Source organism: Streptomyces sp. NBC_01013 (assembly GCF_045162765.1).
Taxonomy (GTDB): Bacteria; Actinomycetota; Actinomycetes; order Streptomycetales; family Streptomycetaceae; genus Streptomyces.
In genome coordinates this window covers 2,702,349-2,720,102 of sequence record NZ_CP108687.1, presented here as the reverse complement: position 1 = coordinate 2,720,102, position 17,754 = coordinate 2,702,349, and the positions used below count along the sequence as shown (strand labels likewise).

Here is a 17,754-nt window from a genome sequence, read left to right as displayed (position 1 = left end):
AGTTGGGGAACGGGGGGTGTCGTGGGTGACAGTGGGGCCCGTATTACGCGCATCGAGATGCCGGACGGTACGCCGGTCTGGGCACGCATCTCCGGAGCGGAGGAGCTGGACCGCCCGGAGCCCGGTGGTCTGACGTTCACGGACACCGGGTACGGCGACATCGCCGACCGGGTGCAGGCGCGGGTCGAGAGCCTGCACTCCGTGGTGACCAGTGTCGCGCGCTCGCTCGCCGTGCCGCTGCGTGCGGTGCGGCCGGACGAGGTCAGTGTCGAGTTCGGTATCGAGCTCACCGCCAAGTCCGGCAAGGTCGTCGGACTTCTCGCGGACGGCGAGGCCAAGGGGGCCATCAAGGTCACGCTCACCTGGAACGGCGGCGGACCACCGGTCGACCCGCCCGCGCCGGAGCCCGCACCCACGCCCGTGCGGGCTCGGGCGCCCGTGCCCCCCGGCCCTCCCGCTCCCGTGCCGACGGTTCCGTTCGCGCCCCCGCGGGTGCCGCCGGCCACACCGGCGCCCGCGCCCCCCGTGACGTCCGCCGGGGCATCTCCCGGCGCCCCGGCGCACCCCGACGGAGCGGATGACACCGACGGCGGCGGAGCGTGACCACGGAGGGTGCCGGGGGCGCAGACGGGGGTCTGGGCCGACCGCAGGCCGCACTCATGGACCTCGTGCGTGACGCCACTGTGCGCATCCATCGTCCGGGGGCCGGGTATGTCCATGACGGACCCGGCGGGCCGGGCGGGGACTTCCTGGGAAGCGGCTTCTTCATCGCCCCCAGCTGGATCCTCACGTGCGCGCACGTGGCAATGAGGGGGGAGGGGGGCATGGTGGACGTGTGGTTCAAGGGGGACCGCTACAGCACGGAACTGAGCGAGGTGCCGGGCGAAGTCGTCGCCGCGATGCCCGGCGCGCGGCCGCCCGGCGCCCCCGGCTGGCCCGCCCCCGACCTCGCGCTCATCAAGCTCCAGCGCCCCGTCGAGCACACCTGTGTGTACGTCTCCGAGCGCTCGGAGGCCATGTTGCGCAGCCGCGAGATCCACTGCGTGGGCTGGGCGCCCTCGCAGGGCGGTGGGCTGCTCAAGCGCAGTGGCGTCTGCGTGGTGAAGGGCGCCTACGGTGCGTCGGACGACGCCGAACAGGTCGTCCGGCTCGACGGGGACTGGCTGGAGCCGGGCATGTCCGGCGGCCCCGTGGTGGATCTCGTCCGGGGGGAGGTGGTCGGGGTGATCAAGTCGCGGCTCGACAACCACCAGGGCGGGACGGCCGTGGGGACGGAGCGGTTGCGCACCCTCAAGGTGCCCTCCGGACCGGTCGGGACCGAAGCCGACGACATGTACCAGTCCGTCTTCCACGCTCACGACCGCTACCACGCGGACCGGCACAACAGCTCGGCCGGCACCGAGCGGACCTGGGCCGACGTGCAGAGCGAGCTGCCGGCGCCGCCCGGCGGGATCCTCGGTCCCAAGCAGCGCGTGGACCTGCTGGGGCGGCTCGCCGAGCTCCCGCCCCCGGTCAGCACCCGAAGTCTGCTCGTCCTCCTGGACGGCCTGCCCGGCGTCCACTCCCGGGAGCACCGCCCGGCACCGCGCGGCTGGCGCGACGGGCTGGGGGCGCTGTACGACACCCGCGCCCGTGAGCGGGCGGCCCAGTTCGAGCTGGTCCTGCGCTACTGCATGGGTGTCCTCGCGGCCGACCGGCCCGGCGGCGTGCTCTCCGCCGCGAACGCCGAGTCGCTGTGGGAGTGGGTGCAGCAGGTGGCCAAGGCCGAACTGCCCCGGGACCTCCGCCGCCAGTTCGACGTGGAGTGGGCCGATGTCCACCTGTACCTGGAGCAGCAGAGCCGGCAGCGGGCTCGTCCGCCGCTGAGCGAGCCACGCGCGTCCGGGGAACGCGACTGTGTCGTCCTGGAGGTGGAACGCCAGGGCTGGGCCCCCGGGCAGTACGACTGGCGGGTCGCCGTCGCCCGGCACGGCGGAGAGATGTCGCGGATCAGGGATGGTCAGGGGGGCCCGCTCGGGTCCGTGCCCGACCAGCTCGCCGCGGCACTGACCGAGGCCTTCCGGGAGTGCGACGAGCCGGGCAGCCCCGCCATGCTCCAGGTCGTGGTCGCCCCCACACTGTTCGGTCTGGAGGTCGACCGCTGGGAACTCCCTTCCGACGGCCGTCCGCTCGGTGCCGTACGCCCCGTGGTCCTGCGCAGTTCGGAACACGGTCCCACCGACGAGCGGCTGACGCGCTGGGACACGACTCTGGACACCGGGCTTCGGGCCGAAGTCATCGACTGTGAGAACGAGTTACGGGTTCGCGTGCCGGAGGCGGCCAAGCTGGGCAGCCGCGCACGCGAAACGGTGCCGGTCCTCTGCCGCTACGGAAACCGGCCGGATCCCGGGGTCACGGCCGGGGTGGGGCGGGTGCTCGACGCCGGCTTCGGGGTGGCGCTGCTCCAGCGCAGGCCGACGGAGGACGACACCGTCTGCAGGGACTTCCACCGCCGTGTGGCCGAGGGCGTCTCGGACGTCCGGGTCCGGGACCGGCTGCCGCGCTGGATCCACGAGCTGAGGCGCGGGGTGAGTACGTCTCGCCCGGAGACCTACTGGTCCGACGGAATGGCCCTCTACTACGACGATCCGCACCGGCCCTTGCCTCGTTCCGAATTCCTGGAAGCGCCATGACGGGACGCGTCGGTCGTGACCCGAAGGGCCGTTCCCGTCCGCCCCTTTCGAGGGGTGCGCCGGGTCGATACGGTGATGCACGTTCGACGGCCGCTCCCTGGCGAATGAATGACGACGAGGAACGCTATGAGTGAACCCAGCGAGTGGCTCATCTACCGAGGGATCGGCGAACCCCACGACGGCGTACCGCAGTTGCCTCCACCCCCGCCCTGGCGGGACTTCGCGGGAGACCGTACCGCCCCGGTGGGCGGGGACGATTCGGCCGACCGCCGGCTCGGCATCCCCGGCCGCATCGCCGAGGAGCACCGGCCGGGCGCCGAGGAGCTCGAAATGATCAACGCCGCGCTGTATCTGCGGCGTCCGCTGCTGGTCACCGGGGACCCCGGTGCCGGAAAGAGCACCCTGGCCCACTCCGTCGCCCGTGAGCTAGAGCTCGGCAAGGTGCTGCGCTGGCCCATCGTCAGCCGCTCCACCCTGCTGGACGGGCTCTATCACTACGACGCGATCGCCCGGCTGCAGGACGTGCAGATCGCCTCGCACGCGTCAGCCTCCGCGGATGCGGGCGCCGAGGCCGCGCAGAACGTGGGGAGCTACATCCGGCTCGGCCCGCTGGGCACCGCCCTGCTGCCCTCGGACCGGCCGCGGGTGCTGCTCATCGACGAGCTCGACAAGAGTGACATCGATCTGCCCAACGATCTCCTCAACGTGCTGGAGGAAGGGGAGTTCGCGATCCCCGAACTGGAACGGATCGTCGACCGGCTGCCCGACGGCGAGGCGGACGTGCTGGACCACGACGGCAACAAGGTGCGGATCAAGGGCGGCCGGGTGCAGTGCCGGGCCTTCCCCTTCGTGGTGCTCACCAGCAACGGTGAACGGGACTTCCCCGCCCCCTTGATGCGTCGCTGCATCCATCTGGAACTCGACCGCCCCGACCACCAGCGGCTGGCCGCGTTCGTGAAGGCCCATCTCGGCGAGGAGGCCGCACGCTCCAGCGAAGACCTCATCGCCTACTTCCTGGATCGCTCGCGCAGTGAACTCCTGGCCACCGACCAGCTGTTGAACGCCATCTACCTCACCCACGCGGCAGCCCCGGCCGGCCGGGACCGGCTGGCCGAACTGCTCATCCAGCGACTCGACCGGCCGAGGTGAGGGTCTGATGCCGGGGGTGGACGGGACGCCGGGGGCGCCCGGAGCGGGCGGGCCGCCAGAGGAGCCCGCGAGGGCCGGGCCACGTGGTGCCCCGATGGCCTCCGACGCCACGCAGGCGCACGACGGTGGGTTACTGCCGACACTGATAGCCAGGCTGCGCGAGGCCGGGATCGATCCCGACGTCGAGCAGCTCCGCGACGCGCTCTGGCTGGCCCGGTGGACCCGCACCGCCGGCGCACCGGAGGGGGCCCCGGCCGACGCCGGACCGGAGTCCTCGCGGGCCTCGACGCCCCCGGGCGCCGCAGCCCCGGGCTCCTCGGATCCGGCGGCAGCACCCGACGGCCGCGCCCCGGAGTCCCGCGAGGACGCCCGGACGCCCGAGGTGCCGGAACCGGCGGGTGACCGGCAGATCTCCCTGTACCCCGTCCCCCGTACCGCGCGGGACGGCGGGCGGGACGAGAGCGCGGCCCCGGCCGGACGGAGATCCGGGGCCGGGGCCCGTGCCACGGCGGTCACCCTCGGGGTCCCGGCCGCCCCCGTCCTTCCGGCCCCGCTCGAACTCGCCCGCGCGCTGCGTCCGTTACAGCGCTACCACCCGGCCTCCACCCCGCTGCGCCGCGTCCTTGACGAGACGGCGACCGCGGAGCGCAGCGCCCGGGCGGGCGGCATGATCATGCCGGTCTTCCGCGGGGTCCGGCGGGCCGACGCCATCCTGCAGTGCGTCATGGACGCGTCCTCCTCGATGCTGGTGTGGGACCGGATGTTCGGCGAGCTCCAGCAGATCTTCGGCCAGCTGGGGGCCTTCAGGGACGTTCAGGTGCGCTATCTGCACCAGGGACCGGACGGTGGCTGCACGGTCAGCCGCAGTTCCGACCCGGCCGCGGCCCCGCTGCACTCCGCTGACCGGCTCAGCGACCCGACCGGACGCCGGGTCACCGTGGTGATCAGCGACTGCGCCGGCCCGCTCTGGCACAGTGGGCGGGCCCACCGGCTGCTGCACCAGCTGGCCCGGCAGGCCCCGGTTGCCGTGCTGCAGCCGCTGCCGCAGCGCATGTGGAACCGCACCAGGCTGCCCGTCACCTTCGGTTCGCTGTCACGGGGGGACGGTCTCGCCGGGGCCACCCTGCTGAAGGTCACCGAGGAGGGCGGAACGGGCCCCGCAGTGCGTCTCGGCGCTCTGGCGGTCCCGGTCCTCCCGCCGGTGCCGGACGCGCTGGCGGCCTGGGCCAGGCTGCTCTCCGGCACCGGTGCGGCACAGATCTCCGGAGCGGTCGGATGGGTCCGGGGCGACCAGGCCGCGGCCGCCGCCCAGCGCTCCGGGAGCACGCTCTCCTCGCTGCAACTGGTCAGCCGGTTCCGGTCGGTGGCCTCCCCGGCCGCCGGGCAGCTGGCCGTCTACCTCGCCGCGGCCCCGCTCTACCTGCCGGTGATGCAGCTCGTGCAGCGCACGATGCTGCCGCATTCGGGTCCCTCCGAACTCGCCGAGGTGCTCCTGAGCGGGCTGCTCTCACGCGTCGAGAGCGGCGCGGGCCGCGGACACTGGTACGCCTTCGAGCCCGGTGTCCAGGAGGCGCTGCTCGGCCCCCTGAGCAGGGACGAGGCCCTGCTCGTGCTCAAGCACTGCTCGCAGTACATAGAGCAGCGGTTCGGCAAGGGCGGGCCCAACTTCCCGGCCCTCGCCTTCGCCCAGCTCGGCGACGGCGCCTCGGGGGGATCCGCGTACCCGGCCGGTTACGGCATGGCGCGTTCCGAGGCAGGGAGCGAGTCCGCCGAGGAATCCGAGGACGGCGAGGACAACGGGGGGTCCGCGGGGCGCGCCCCCCACGCCTTCGCCGAAGTCGCAGCCCGCGTACTGGAGCGATTCATGCCTTTGCCCCCTGTGTCCGAAGAGGCACCCGCGGGACCTTCGGCACCCGACTCCCGCCCGACGGTGGAGCGGGCCCGCGCGCTCGTGCGGCAGTTCGAGGCGGACAAGATGGTGCAGCGCCTGATCGACGCCGTCCAGCTGCTGCGGGGAGCCGCCGAGAACAGTCCGCATCCGGCCGTCGACCCCGAACTCTGGACGCAGTACGCACGTTGCGTGCTGCGGCTGTGGGAGGTGCAGGGCGGCGCCGAGCTGCTTCGCGAGGCCAAGCATGCTGCCGAGCAGGCCTCCGCGTATCCCGGTGGGGTACGCGAGCGGGCCGTACTCGCCAAGGTGCTGCACGCGGACGCCGACGACCGCAGGCGGCACGGCGACCGGCGTGGCGCCCTGGAACTGCTCCGTCGCGCCGACCGTGAGTACACCGCGGCCTGCGCGGCACCCGGCCTGGAACCCGCCGAGGCGCTGCAGCTGACCCTGGAGCGGGTGCGGGCGCTGGAGGCGCAGTGGCGGCTCGACGGCGACAGCGCGCTGCTGCAGAGTGCCTGCGGCATGCTGGAGGCCTTCGCGGACGCCTGGCCGGATCAGGAGAACCGGCCGGCCACCCTGCCGCTCCAGCACGGCCGCACCCTTTTGAAGCTGGCCGGTGCCACCGAGGACGACGAACAGTCCAGGGCGTACGCGGCGCAGGCGGCCCGCTCGCTGCGCACGGCCTTCGCCCAGGGCGGCCGGCACACCATGGGGACCGAGGTCCGCATCGTGCTGGACCTCGTGGACGCGCTGCTGGCCTCGGGCGCGGAACCGGACGAGGCCGCGGCTCTGACCGGCCAGGCGCTGGAGACCGTGCGGGAGCAGCGGCAGCGTGCCCAGCTGCAGACCCGGGCCGGGCGGGTCCGGGTGGCACGCTACGAGCACACCGGCGATCCGGACGAACTCGTCGCCGCAGGCGAGTGGTTCGCCCGGGCGGCACGGGGCATCCCCCGCGACTCCCGCGCGCACACCGACGTGCTCGCCGAATGGGGTGCCACACTGCTCCGCCGCGCCGAACTGCCCGACGGCGGCGCGCACATCGGTGCGGCGGTGCGGGTGCTGCGGGACTGCCGGACCGAGACGCCGGAGGCTGCCGCGCACCAGTCCGAGCGGCTGCTGATGCTCGGCAGGGCCCTGATGCTCAGACACCGTGCCACCGCCGACCGGGTCGACCTGCGCGAAGCCGAGTACCTCTTCGGGCTGGCGGCGCAGGAGGCGGCGGACCCACTGACCGCGGCGCGCTGCTGGCTGGAGCTGGGCAGGGCACACCTGGAGGCTGCCGAGGTCCTGGACAGACCGGCCCGGCGCGACGAGGCTGCGGAGGACTTCCGCTCGGCCGCCGAGGCGGCCGGGGAGGCAGAAGCGGAGCTGAATACTCCACAACAACATCAGGTCGCAGTGGAGTTGGGTGCTACAGCCAACCACTGGCGGGGTATGACGTATGAGGAGGCCGGGCGTCCCCGGGCCGCGCGCGCGGCGTACCGGGCCGCCCTCCAGGAGTGGCGCAAACTGCCGGACGGCGGTGGTGCGGCGGGCGAGTCGACCGCCGCGCGGCTGGCGGAGCTGGAGCGCTGAGCGCTCGACGAGCAGCACTCGGCAGCCGGGCGTACCGATGGGCCTGACCGGAGACGGCCCGGGGGCGAAGGTCTGCGGGACCGCAGGCGGCAGGACGAGGCAGGTCAGGGACATGGGTCCGGCGGCGTGCGCTCAACGGCGAGCGCGGCACCGCGGGCCCGGTGCTGCAGTACGGGGAGGCGTGATGAACGAGGCGACACGTGACGACCGGTTCGGTGTGCCCGATGTGCCCGGTGGCGCCGAAGGTGGCCCGCAAGCTGCCACGGGCGCACTGCCGGACCTGCTGGGACTCGATCTGGAAACCCTGCGGACCCTGGACCACCCGGTGCTGGCCGAGGTGGTCACGGATCTGCGCGGCCGGGCCGAACAGCCCCGAGAGATGCTCTGGGGGTTCCAGAGCGCCTTCTGAAGCGGTGCCCGCGACGCCGCGACGGGTCCCGGCACCGCTCGCCCGGTTCCGCTCAGGGGCGCGATCGGTCAGGACATCATCGACCGGGGCGGACCCTCCCTCGCCGTGCGCCCGGGCCCACTCGCCCCGGCACGGGGCCGGGAGGCGTTCCGGCAGACGTACAGCACGGGGGTGCCGGAGTGTCTCGTCGGGCGACGCCGCGAGGGGAGCAGTACGACGCGCAGGGGGTGCCGCGGCCAGAGGCGGACGAGGTTGCGGACCGCGACGCCGGCACATCGTCGCCCGTACCCTTCGGGCAGTTCATCGTGAAGGTGCACGGCCGCTGCAACCTGGCCTGCCGGTACTGCTACCTGTACGAGGGCCCCGACCGGACCTGGCGCAGCAGACCGGCGGCCGCGGCGCCGGCCGTCCTGGCGCGCGCCGCGGAGCGCATCGCCGAGCACGCGGCCGCCCACCGGCTCCGGCACGTCGCTCTCGTACTCCATGGCGGCGAACCCCTCCTCGCCGGGCCGGACCGGCTGGGCGCACTCGCCGACCGGGTCCGGGAGGAGGCCCCCGCCGGCTGCACCGTCCACACCACCGTGCAGACCAACGCCACCCTGCTCACCGACGCCGGCGTCACCGAGCTCGCCCGTCACGGCATACGGATCGGCATCAGCCTGGACGGCGGCCTCGCCGCCCACAACACCCAGCGCGTCGACCACGCCGGCCGCCCCTCATGGCCCGCCGCCTCACGCGGCGCCCGGCTCCTCGCCGACCACCACCCCGACGCGTACGCGGGCATTCTCACGGTCGTCGACCCGCGCACCGACCCCCTGGAGATGTACGAGTCACTGCTCACCCTGCGTCCGCCGGCCCTGGACCTGCTGCTGCCCCACGGCAACTGGACCAGCCCACCGCCCGGTCTCCCGGACCTGACGGACACGCAGGCGGGCCCGGGGTCGGGCCGCTCCACGCCGTACGGCGACTGGCTGTGCACGGTCTTCGACCGGTGGTGGCCGGCCGCCGGACGGGAAACCCGGATCCGGCTGTTCGAGGAGTGCATCGCCCTGCTCCTCGGCCTGCCCGGCGCCACGGAGTTGCTCGGACTCGATCCCCTCGACGCGGTCGTGGTCGAGACCGACGGATCGATCGAGCAGGTCGACTCCCTCAAGTCCGCCTACGACGGGGCGGCGGCCACCGGACTCGACATCTTCCGCCACACCTTCGACGACGCCCTGCAGCACCCCGGTGTCGCCGCCCGCCAGGCAGGAGCCGGGGCGCTTGCCGACGCCTGCCGCGCCTGCCCGCTGCTGCACGTCTGCGGCGGCGGGCACTACGCCCACCGCTACCGCGCAGAGAGCGGCTTCACCAACCCCTCCGTCTACTGCGCCGACCTCGAACGGCTGGTCCGCCACGTGGCGGCCCGGCTCGCCGAAGCAACCGCAGGAGACCCCCCATGAACCCCGCCATCCCCGACCGCGCCCTGCGCGAACTCGGCCGCACCGAGGGCGGTACCGACTCCCTCGGCCTGCTCGTACGCGATCAGGACACCCGCCGCCTCGTCCTCCTCAGGGCGGTTCTCGACGCGGCGGCCGCCGCCCCCACGACCGTCTGCCCGCCCCCTGTGCTCGACCGGCTGTACGCGGACTGGTCGCTGCTCGAAGCGGCCGAACGCGCCGACCGGGCCGCGGTACGCACCGTGCTGTTCCACCCGATGGCGGGCCCCTGGGTGCAGAGCCTGCTGGGCGGCCTCACCTCGGTGACGGCCGCCGGGCCCGGGCTTCCGGCCGACCTGACCCACCTGACCGCGCTCGCCGCAGCGGCCGCGATCCGGGCGGGGGTGCGCTGCACCGCGCGGCTCGCCCCCCGCGGCGGCTTCGTCTCCCTGCCCACACTGGGGGCGGTCCGCGTGGACTCCGGACCGGTCGAACTCGTGCACATCGCCGGGGAGATGGCGATCCGGCCGGCCGGCGGACCGTCCCTGGTGGCCCGGACCCAGCCGGACGGCACCGTGACCTCGGCCGACCCTCGCTGGCTGCCGGTGCTCCCCCTTCCCGCCCTGCTTCCCGGAACCGGCCCGGTACCGCTGGACGACCTCGACCCCTACCGCACCGGAGGGGGCGGACTCCCGCGCCACGGGCTGAGCATGGCCGTCCGCATGGATGACCACGAACGCAAGGCCTGGGCCGCATGCTGGTCCCAGATGGAGCCCTTGCTCCGCGCCGGCGGCGAGCACCGGCTCATCGAGGCGGCCGTGCTGCTGCGCTGTGTGGTGCCGCTCGGCCACCCGCCCGGCTCCGGGGCCGACGCCGGTGGTGCGGCGCACTGCAGCGGAACCAGGCGAGAGGCGTTCGGTGCGGTTCTCAGCAGCCGGCCGGCCACACCCGTGTACTTCGCCTCGACGCTCGTCCACGAACTCCAGCACACCAAGCTGGCCGCACTCGGCGAACTCGTGACGCTTCACCACGAGGACCCGGTGCCACGGCACTTCGCGCCCTGGCGCTCCGACCCCCGGCCCTTCGACGGCCTCCTGCAGGGCGCCTACTCGCACCTCGCCCTGGCCGACTACTGGCAGCGGTACGCGCTCGGCGCGCAGCGCGTGACTCCGCGCGACATGGCCTGGGCCGAGCACGCCCGCTGCCGGGAACAGGTCGGTGCGGTGCTGCCCGTACTGGCCGGTTCGGCGGGGCTGACGCGCGAAGGCCGGTTGCTGGTCAACGAGATGATCACGCTCTACCACCGTATGGACGATTGTCCGCCTCCCCCGGGGCATCTCGCCCGCGCGCAGGCGTATGTGAGCACCGTGAAGGTGATATGGCAGCAGAGGAACGGCTCGCGACGGCAGTGAGCGGCCACCGTGATTCCGGCCGGAGCGACCTTGCTCCGGTGTATGTTGACAATGCTGGTATCGAGGCAGGGAGTCGGTTGAATGCCCGGAACGGCTAGGCAAGTTGGAGCAACCGGGGCGAGAACCGTCACCATCAGTTTCGCCGGTTACAACCGCGCCTGGGCGGCGTGGATCACGGACCGCCTGGAGCGCCGCGGTGTGACGGTCTACCAGCAGCGGTGGGATCCGCCGGTGGAGATCCCGCTGGAGGAATCCCTGCGGGATCTGACGCTCTCGCACGGCCTCGTCCTGGTGATCCTCAGCGACTGGTACTTCCAGCTCGGTCCCCGCAGCCACGACGAGTGGAACAGGGCACTGCGCGCGGAGGTGGCCCCGGACCCCGAGCGGTTCGCCGCGGTCTCCGTCACCACGTCCGCGTTGCCCGGCGCCACGTCCGTCTTCGGCGCGGCCGACCTGACCAACGTCGGTGCCGACGAGGCGGAGCGGCGGCTCCTCGTCAGGCTGGGACTGCCCACGGGCAAGCTGCCCGAGACGACCGAGGCCCGGTCCGGCCCGCGCTATCCGGCCGACACCCCGCAGGTGTGGGGAGGGGTGCCGCGGCGCAACATCCGGTTCACCGGGCGTGAGGAACTGCTCAGCCAGGCGTACAGCGCCCTCCAGGACTCCGGCCGGGGCGCCGGGGTCGTGACGTTGCACGGCATGTCCGGTGTCGGCAAGACCCAGTTGGCCGCCGAGTACGTCTACCGCTTCGGTTCCGAGTACGACGTGGTGTGGTGGGTGCCCGCCGACCGTCGTGCGCTCTACCGTCAGAAGCTCGCCGAACTCGCCCCGGAACTGGACCTGTCCACCGGCCCGGAGTACGGCGAGCGGCTGCGTGCAGTGCGTGACTCGCTGCGCCGCGGCGACCCGCACGCCCACTGGCTGCTGATCCTGGACGGGGCGGACGATCCGGACCAGATCTGGGATCTGGTGCCGACCGGCCCCGGACATGTCCTCATCACCTCCCGCAACCCGGAGTGGAGCGAGCACAACAGCCATCTGGTGGAGGTGCCCGTCTACACCCGTGAGGAGTCGGTGGCCTTCATCCGCCGCCGTGCCGCCCGTCTGACCCTCGCCGAGGCCGACCAGCTGGCCGACGCGCTCGAAGACCTTCCGCTGCTTCTGGACCAGACCGCCGGCTGGCTGAACGACTCCGACATGTCGGTCGGGGAGTACATCGAGCTCCTCGAAGGCGGGATCGACCAGGACGTCGTCAAGGTCTCCGCGGACTTCCCGCTCGCCTTCCAGACCGCGTGGTCGATACTGCTGAACAAGCTCAAGGACACGGTCCCCGAGTCCGTGGACCTGCTGCGGCTGTGCAGCTTCTTCGCACCCGGCTCCATCCCCGTCAGGCTGCTGAAGGACATGCCCTTCGGAGAGCTGCCGGAGCAGGTGTCCGGGCTGATGAACGATCCGCTGCTCTGGAACAAGGCGATCGGCCAGCTCCGCCAGTACTCCGTCGTCCGGCTGGAGTCCCACGAGTCGGCCGACGACGTGGCGTCGTCCGGCGAATCGCTGTACATGCACCGCATGGTCCACCAGATCGTCGGCCATGACATGACCGAACGGGACCGTCAGGAGTTCATCGACGTCGTCCGCCGGGCGCTCGCGGCCGCGGACCCGGGCCGGCCCAACGAACCCGGTCAATGGCCCACGTACGCCGAGCTCACCCCGCACCTGAAGTGGGCGGACGTGCTCAGGAGCACCGACCCGACGGTGCAGAACCTGGTGCTCAACTGCCTGCGCTACATGTACGTCTCCGGGGAGTACCGGGCCGGCATCAAACTGGGCGAACGCGCCATGAAGGCATGGCAGGAACTCCTCGGCGAGAACCACCCCCGGATCTGGGACGTCAGCTATCACTACGCCAACCTGCTGAGGGCCGTCGGTGACTACGCCGGTACGGAGGCCATCGAGCGCGTAGCCGTGGAGCACCTGCGCACGGAGCGCGGCGCTCAGGACCTGGAGCACCTGCGCGCCGCCGCCGGTCTCGCCGCCGACCTGCGGGGCCTCGGCCGCTACGACGAGGCATGGGAGATGTCGGGCTGGGTGCTCGCGGGCTACCGTGAGCTGCTGGGAGACCAGGACGCGCGCACCCTTGCCGCGCAGAACAACCTGGCCGTCACCCTGCGGCTGCTGGGCCGGTACCCGGAGGCCCGGGAGCTCGACGGACAGACGCTGGAGTCCCGGCGGACGCTCCTGCCGGTGAACCACTCCTGGCGGCTGGACTCCGAGATCCACTACTCCACCGACTTGCGGTTGCTCGGCCGCTACGACGAGGCGATGTCGCTCCAGAACCAGAGCGTCCCGGTGCACCGGAAGGTCATGGGGCCCGACAACCCGCAGACCCTGCGGGCCGAGTTCAACCTCGCGCTGTGCCACTACCGTTCGGGGGAGCGGAGCAAGGCCGCCACCCTGTTCACCCGGGTCCTGGAACGGTCCGAACGGGTTCTCGGCGAGGGCGCTCCGCTGACCATGATGTTCGCGGCGGGCCAGAGCTGCTTCGCCCGGGAGCACGCCAGCATCGACCAGGCCAGGGCCATAAGCGAGAAGGCCGTCGCCGCCTACGTCGACATGCTCGGCGAGGAACACCCCTTCGCTGCGGGGACCCGGGGCAACCACGCTCTGATCCTGCGCAACGTGGGGGAGCGGGAGCACGCCTACGCGCTCGTGGAGGAGTCGCTGGCCGCCATGACACGGGCCGTGGGCGAGAACCATCCCTGGACCCTGGGCTGTGCGATCAACGCCTCGGCGCTGCGCAACCTGGTGGGGGACACGGAGTCCGCCGCCGCGCTGACGGACTCGGTCGTCACCCGGGCCATCGAGATCCTCGGCCGCACCCATCCCCTGACGCTCTCCGCCCGGATCGCCCACGCCGCCGACCTGCGCGGCCTGCGGGAACGGCGGAGGGCCGAGAAGACCGAGGGCGAGGCACTCGAAGACCTGGTCTCGACGCTCGGCGCCCAGCACGTCCACACGGTCTCGGCCCGTTCCCGCAACCGCCCGTACTGGGACTTCGAGCCACTGGTCATCTGAGGGACAGCCCGGGTACGCCACGCCGAAACGGAAGGGGCCCGGCCCGCGAGCGAATCGCGGGCCGGGCCCCTTCCGTGCGTACGGCGACCGGTCAGGCCTCGAAGACCTCCGCGACCAGCTGTGCCTGCTCGGCCTGGTGCCGCTTGGCCGAGCCGACCGCCGGGGACGAGCCGCGCGGCCGCGAGATGCGGCGCAGGCGCTCACCGTGCGGGACGTCGGCGCCGACGGCCAGGTCCAGGTGGTCGATCAGGTTCAGGGCGATGAACGGCCAGGCACCCTGGTTGGCCGGTTCCTCCTGGGCCCACAGGTACTTCGCCGCGTTCGGGTACTTGGCGATCTCTGCCTGGAGCTCCGCACCCGGCAGCGGGTACAGGCGCTCCAGACGGATGATCGCGGTCTCCGTGTCACCGCGCTTCTGACGCTCGGCGTCCAGGTCGTAGTAGACCTTGCCGGAGCAGAAGACGACCTTGCGGACCGCGCTCGGGTCGACCGAGTCGTCGCCGATCACCGGGCGGAAGCCGCCGGTGGTGAACTCCTCCGCCTTCGACGCGGCCGCCTTGAGGCGGAGCATCGACTTCGGGGTGAAGACGATCAGCGGCTTGTGGTGCGGGTTGTGCACCTGCCACCGCAGAAGGTGGAAGTAGTTCGACGGCAGGGTCGGCATCGCGACCGTCATGTTGTCCTGCGCGCACATCTGGAGGAAGCGCTCCGGGCGGGCGGACGAGTGGTCCGGGCCCTGGCCCTCGTAACCGTGCGGCAGCAGCAGGGTGACGCCGGAGGTCTGGCCCCACTTCTGCTCGGCCGAGGAGATGAACTCGTCCACGACGGTCTGCGCGCCGTTGACGAAGTCACCGAACTGGGCCTCCCAGACGACCAGCGACTCCGGGCGTGCCAGCGAGTAGCCGTACTCGAAGCCCATCGCCGCGTACTCGCTGAGCAGCGAGTCGTAGACGTTGTAACGGGCCTGCTCGTCGGTGAGGTAGAGCAGCGGGGTGTAGTCCTCGCCGGTCACCTGGTCGACGAGCACCGCGTGGCGCTGGCCGAACGTGCCGCGGCGGGTGTCCTGGCCGGCGAGCCGGACCGGGGTGCCCTCCATCAGCAGCGAACCGATGGCCAGGGTCTCGCCCATGCCCCAGTCGATCGTGCCGTCCTCCACGGAGGCCGCACGGCGCTGCATCTGCGGCATCAGGCGCGGGTGGACGGTGATGTGATCCGGGATGTTGACCTGCGACTCGGCGATCCGCTTCACGACCTCCTGGGAGATCGCGGTGGTCACGGCCACCGGGAACTCGGCCTGGGGGTCGGACACATGCGGCTGCGCCGGGTGCGAGGTGGCCTCGCGGACCTCCGCGAACACCTTCTCCAACTGGCCCTGGAAGTCCTGGAGCGCCTGCTCCGCCTCTTCCAGCGTGATGTCGCCGCGACCGATGAGGGACTCGGTGTACAGCTTGCGCACCGAGCGCTTCTTGTCGATCAGGGTGTACATCTGCGGGTTGGTGAACTGAGGGTTGTCGCCCTCGTTGTGACCGCGGCGGCGGTAGCAGATGAGGTCGATCACGACGTCCTTGTTGAACGCCTGACGGAACTCGAACGCGAGCCGCGCGACACGGACGACGGCCTCGGGGTCGTCACCGTTGACGTGGATGATCGGCGCCTCGATCATGCGCGCCACGTCGGTGGCGTACATCGAGGAGCGCGAGGACTCCGGGGCGGCGGTGAAGCCGACCTGGTTGTTGATCACCACGTGCACGGTGCCGCCGGTGCGGTAGCCGCGCAGCTGCGACATGTTGAGCGTCTCGGCGACGACGCCCTGGCCCGCGAAGGCCGCGTCGCCGTGGAGCGCGACGGGCAGGACGGTGAAGTCCGTGCCGCCCTTGTTGATGATGTCCTGCTTGGCGCGGGCGATGCCCTCCAGGACCGGGTCGACCGCCTCCAGGTGCGAGGGGTTGGCGGCCAGTGAGACCTTGATCTGCTCGCCGTCCAGACCGGTGAAGGTGCCTTCGGCGCCCAGGTGGTACTTGACGTCGCCGGAGCCGTGCATCGACTTCGGGTCGAGGTTGCCCTCGAACTCCCGGAAGATCTGCGCGTACGACTTGCCGACGATGTTCGCCAGCACGTTCAGCCGGCCACGGTGGGCCATGCCGATGACGACCTCGTCCAGGCGGGCCTCGGCGGCGGAGTCGATGACCGCGTCGAGCAGCGGGATGACGGACTCGCCGCCCTCGAGCGAGAACCGCTTCTGGCCGACGTACTTCGTCTGCAGGAACGTCTCGAACGCCTCGGCGGCGTTCAGCCGGCGCAGGATGCGCAGCTGCTCCTCGCGCTCGGGCTTGGGGCGCGGACGCTCCACCCGGTCCTGGAGCCACTTGCGCTGCTTCGGGTCCTGGATGTGCATGAACTCGATGCCGGTGGTGCGGCAGTAGGACTCACGCAGCACACCGAGGATGTCGCGGAGCTTCATCATCGTCTTGCCGGCGAAACCGCCGACCGCGAAGTCCCGCTCCAGGTCCCACAGGGTGAGGCCGTGCTCGGTGATGTCCAGGTCGGGGTGCTTGCGCTGGTGGTACTCCAGCGGGTCGGTGTCGGCCATGACGTGGCCGCGGACCCGGTAGGAGTGGATCAGCTCGAAGACCCGCGCGGCCTTGGTGACGTCGTCGTCGTGCGAGGCGTCGATGTCCTTGAGCCAGCGGACCGGCTCGTAGGGGATGCGCAGCGCCTTGAAGATCTCGTCGTAGAACTCGTTCTCGCCGAGCAGCAGCTGGGCGAGGATCCGCAGGAACTCGCCGGAGGCGGCGCCCTGGATGACCCGGTGGTCGTACGTCGAGGTCAGCGTCATGACCTTGGAGATGCCGAGCTTGTTCAGGGTGTCCTGCGACGTGCCCTGGAACTCCGCCGGGTAGTCCATCGCGCCGACGCCCATGATGAGGCCCTGTCCGGGCATCAGGCGGGGCACCGAGTGGACGGTGCCGATGCCGCCGGGGTTGGTCAGCGAGGCGGTGACGCCGGTGAAGTCGTCCATGCCGAGCTTGCCGTTGCGGGCCCGGCGGACGATGTCCTCGTAGGCCTGCCAGAACTCGAAGAAGTTGAGCGTCTCGGCCTTCTTGATGGCCGCGACGACGAGCTGGCGGTCACCGTTCGGCTTCACCAGGTCGATGGCGAGGCCGAGGTTGACGTGCTCCGGCTTCACCAGGGTCGGCTTGCCGTCCTTCTGGGCGAAGGAGTAGTTCATCGCCGGCATGGCCTTGAGGGCCTGCACCATGGCGTACCCGATGAGGTGCGTGAAGGAGATCTTCCCGCCGCGGGCGCGCTTGAGGTGGTTGTTGATGACGATGCGGTTGTCGAACAGCAGCTTCACCGGGACGGCGCGGACGGACGTAGCCGTCGGCAGTTCCAGCGAGGCGTTCATGTTCTTGGCGACGGCGGCGGACGGGCCGCGCAGCGTCACGTACTCCGGACCGGCCGGGGCCTCGGTGGCCGGGGCGGCGGCAGCCTTCGCGGCCGGAGCCGGAGCGGTCTTCGCAGGGGCGGCCTTCACCGGAGCGGCCTTCACCGGAGCCGCCGGGGCGGCAGGTGCGGGCGCGGTCGGAGCGGGTGCCGGGGCGACCGGAGCCTTGGCCGCGGGTGCGGAAGGCGCCGGCGTGGTGGCGGCCGGGGCCGCGGGCACCGCAGCCCCCGCTGCTGCGGCGCCGGGAACGGGCTTGTCCGCCGTGCCGGACGTGCCCGGCTTGTAGTCGGCGAAGAAGTCCCACCAGGCGCGATCGACCGAGCTGGGATCCTGGAGGTACTGCTGGTAGATCTCGTCGACGAGCCACTCATTGGGGCCAAAAGCGGCAGCCGGGCTCGTACCCGGGCTGGCTTGGTCGGTCGAGATGCTCGAGTTACTGGGGGACTGAGACGACACGGCGGCAACCGCCCTCTTCCGCTTCACAAGGTGATGGACAGCGGAAATCAAGGCTACGCCTCCCCGGCCGTTCCATGCAGGCCGGGCCGGTCTTCGTCGTGCAAGTCACATCGAAAGTCGGGTTTCGGGGCAGGAAATGGCGGGAAACAAGCTTGGTTCCGCTTCACTCCGGGTACGCGAGACCGTAGTTACGGCCCCTTGGACCGTACCCCTTGAACAGAACACGTAGAACGTGCCCTTCCGGTTCGAACC

At 71.8% G+C, this 17,754-nt stretch carries 9 protein-coding genes; 8 read left to right on the top strand and 1 reads right to left on the bottom strand.

Translation table 11 applies throughout. From position 1 onward, the window contains the following. Positions 1-21: 21 nt before the first annotated feature. The 8 genes from OG538_RS11335 to fxsT all read left to right on the top strand — a co-directional run bounded on the left by OG538_RS11335 (position 22) and on the right by fxsT (position 13,601). A complete protein-coding gene (locus tag OG538_RS11335; protein ID WP_406092625.1) occupies positions 22-603 on the top strand; it encodes a CU044_2847 family protein in 582 nt (193 codons plus the stop codon). Positions 604-659: 56 nt separating this feature from the next. After that, positions 660-2,672 carry a trypsin-like peptidase domain-containing protein gene (locus OG538_RS11330; RefSeq protein WP_406092623.1) on the top strand — a complete coding sequence of 671 codons (2,013 nt, stop codon included), beginning with the start codon at positions 660-662 and terminating at the stop codon, positions 2,670-2,672. 126 nt (positions 2,673-2,798) lie between these two features. Then, positions 2,799-3,821, top strand: coding sequence for an AAA family ATPase (locus OG538_RS11325; RefSeq protein ID WP_406092621.1), 1,023 nt, complete (start codon positions 2,799-2,801; stop codon positions 3,819-3,821). Between the two features lie 94 nt (positions 3,822-3,915). After that, positions 3,916-7,287 (top strand): SAV_2336 N-terminal domain-related protein, encoded by a 3,372-nt coding sequence (locus OG538_RS11320; protein WP_406092619.1) that lies wholly within the window; start codon positions 3,916-3,918, stop codon positions 7,285-7,287. 184 nt (positions 7,288-7,471) lie between these two features. After that, on the top strand, positions 7,472-7,696 hold the full coding sequence (fxsA, locus tag OG538_RS11315; RefSeq protein WP_406092617.1) for an FxSxx-COOH cyclophane-containing RiPP peptide: 225 nt from the start codon (positions 7,472-7,474) through the stop codon (positions 7,694-7,696). A gap of 227 nt (positions 7,697-7,923) precedes the next feature. Continuing rightward, the gene (locus OG538_RS11310; protein WP_406100075.1) at positions 7,924-9,138 is read left to right on the top strand and encodes an FxsB family cyclophane-forming radical SAM/SPASM peptide maturase; all 1,215 of its coding nucleotides are present in this window, start codon (positions 7,924-7,926) and stop codon (positions 9,136-9,138) included. After that, complete coding sequence (locus tag OG538_RS11305) at positions 9,135-10,526, top strand: aKG-HExxH-type peptide beta-hydroxylase (RefSeq protein ID WP_406092615.1); 1,392 nt, start codon at positions 9,135-9,137, stop codon at positions 10,524-10,526. The genes OG538_RS11310 and OG538_RS11305 overlap by 4 nt, the downstream gene beginning before the upstream one ends. An 81-nt stretch (positions 10,527-10,607) precedes the next feature. Next, a complete protein-coding gene (gene fxsT / locus OG538_RS11300) occupies positions 10,608-13,601 on the top strand; it encodes an FxSxx-COOH system tetratricopeptide repeat protein (RefSeq protein WP_406092613.1) in 2,994 nt (997 codons plus the stop codon). Between the two features lie 91 nt (positions 13,602-13,692). Here the strand turns inward: fxsT and OG538_RS11295 are convergent, their stop codons facing one another. Beyond that, a complete protein-coding gene (locus OG538_RS11295; RefSeq protein WP_406092611.1) occupies positions 13,693-17,502 on the bottom strand; it encodes a multifunctional oxoglutarate decarboxylase/oxoglutarate dehydrogenase thiamine pyrophosphate-binding subunit/dihydrolipoyllysine-residue succinyltransferase subunit in 3,810 nt (1,269 codons plus the stop codon). Between the last annotated feature and the right edge of the window lie 252 nt (positions 17,503-17,754).

What these genes read in the sequence shown, in the direction of transcription:
- OG538_RS11330 (WP_406092623.1), top strand. Translation starts at nt 660, where the DNA reads ATGGACCTCGTGCGTGACGCCACTGTGCGCATCCATCGTCCGGGGGCC.
- OG538_RS11325 (WP_406092621.1), top strand. Translation starts at nt 2,799, where the DNA reads ATGAGTGAACCCAGCGAGTGGCTCATCTACCGAGGGATCGGCGAACCC.
- OG538_RS11320 (WP_406092619.1), top strand. Translation starts at nt 3,916, where the DNA reads ATGGCCTCCGACGCCACGCAGGCGCACGACGGTGGGTTACTGCCGACA.
- fxsA (WP_406092617.1), top strand. Translation starts at nt 7,472, where the DNA reads ATGAACGAGGCGACACGTGACGACCGGTTCGGTGTGCCCGATGTGCCC.
- OG538_RS11305 (WP_406092615.1), top strand. Translation starts at nt 9,135, where the DNA reads ATGAACCCCGCCATCCCCGACCGCGCCCTGCGCGAACTCGGCCGCACC.
- fxsT (WP_406092613.1), top strand. Translation starts at nt 10,608, where the DNA reads ATGCCCGGAACGGCTAGGCAAGTTGGAGCAACCGGGGCGAGAACCGTC.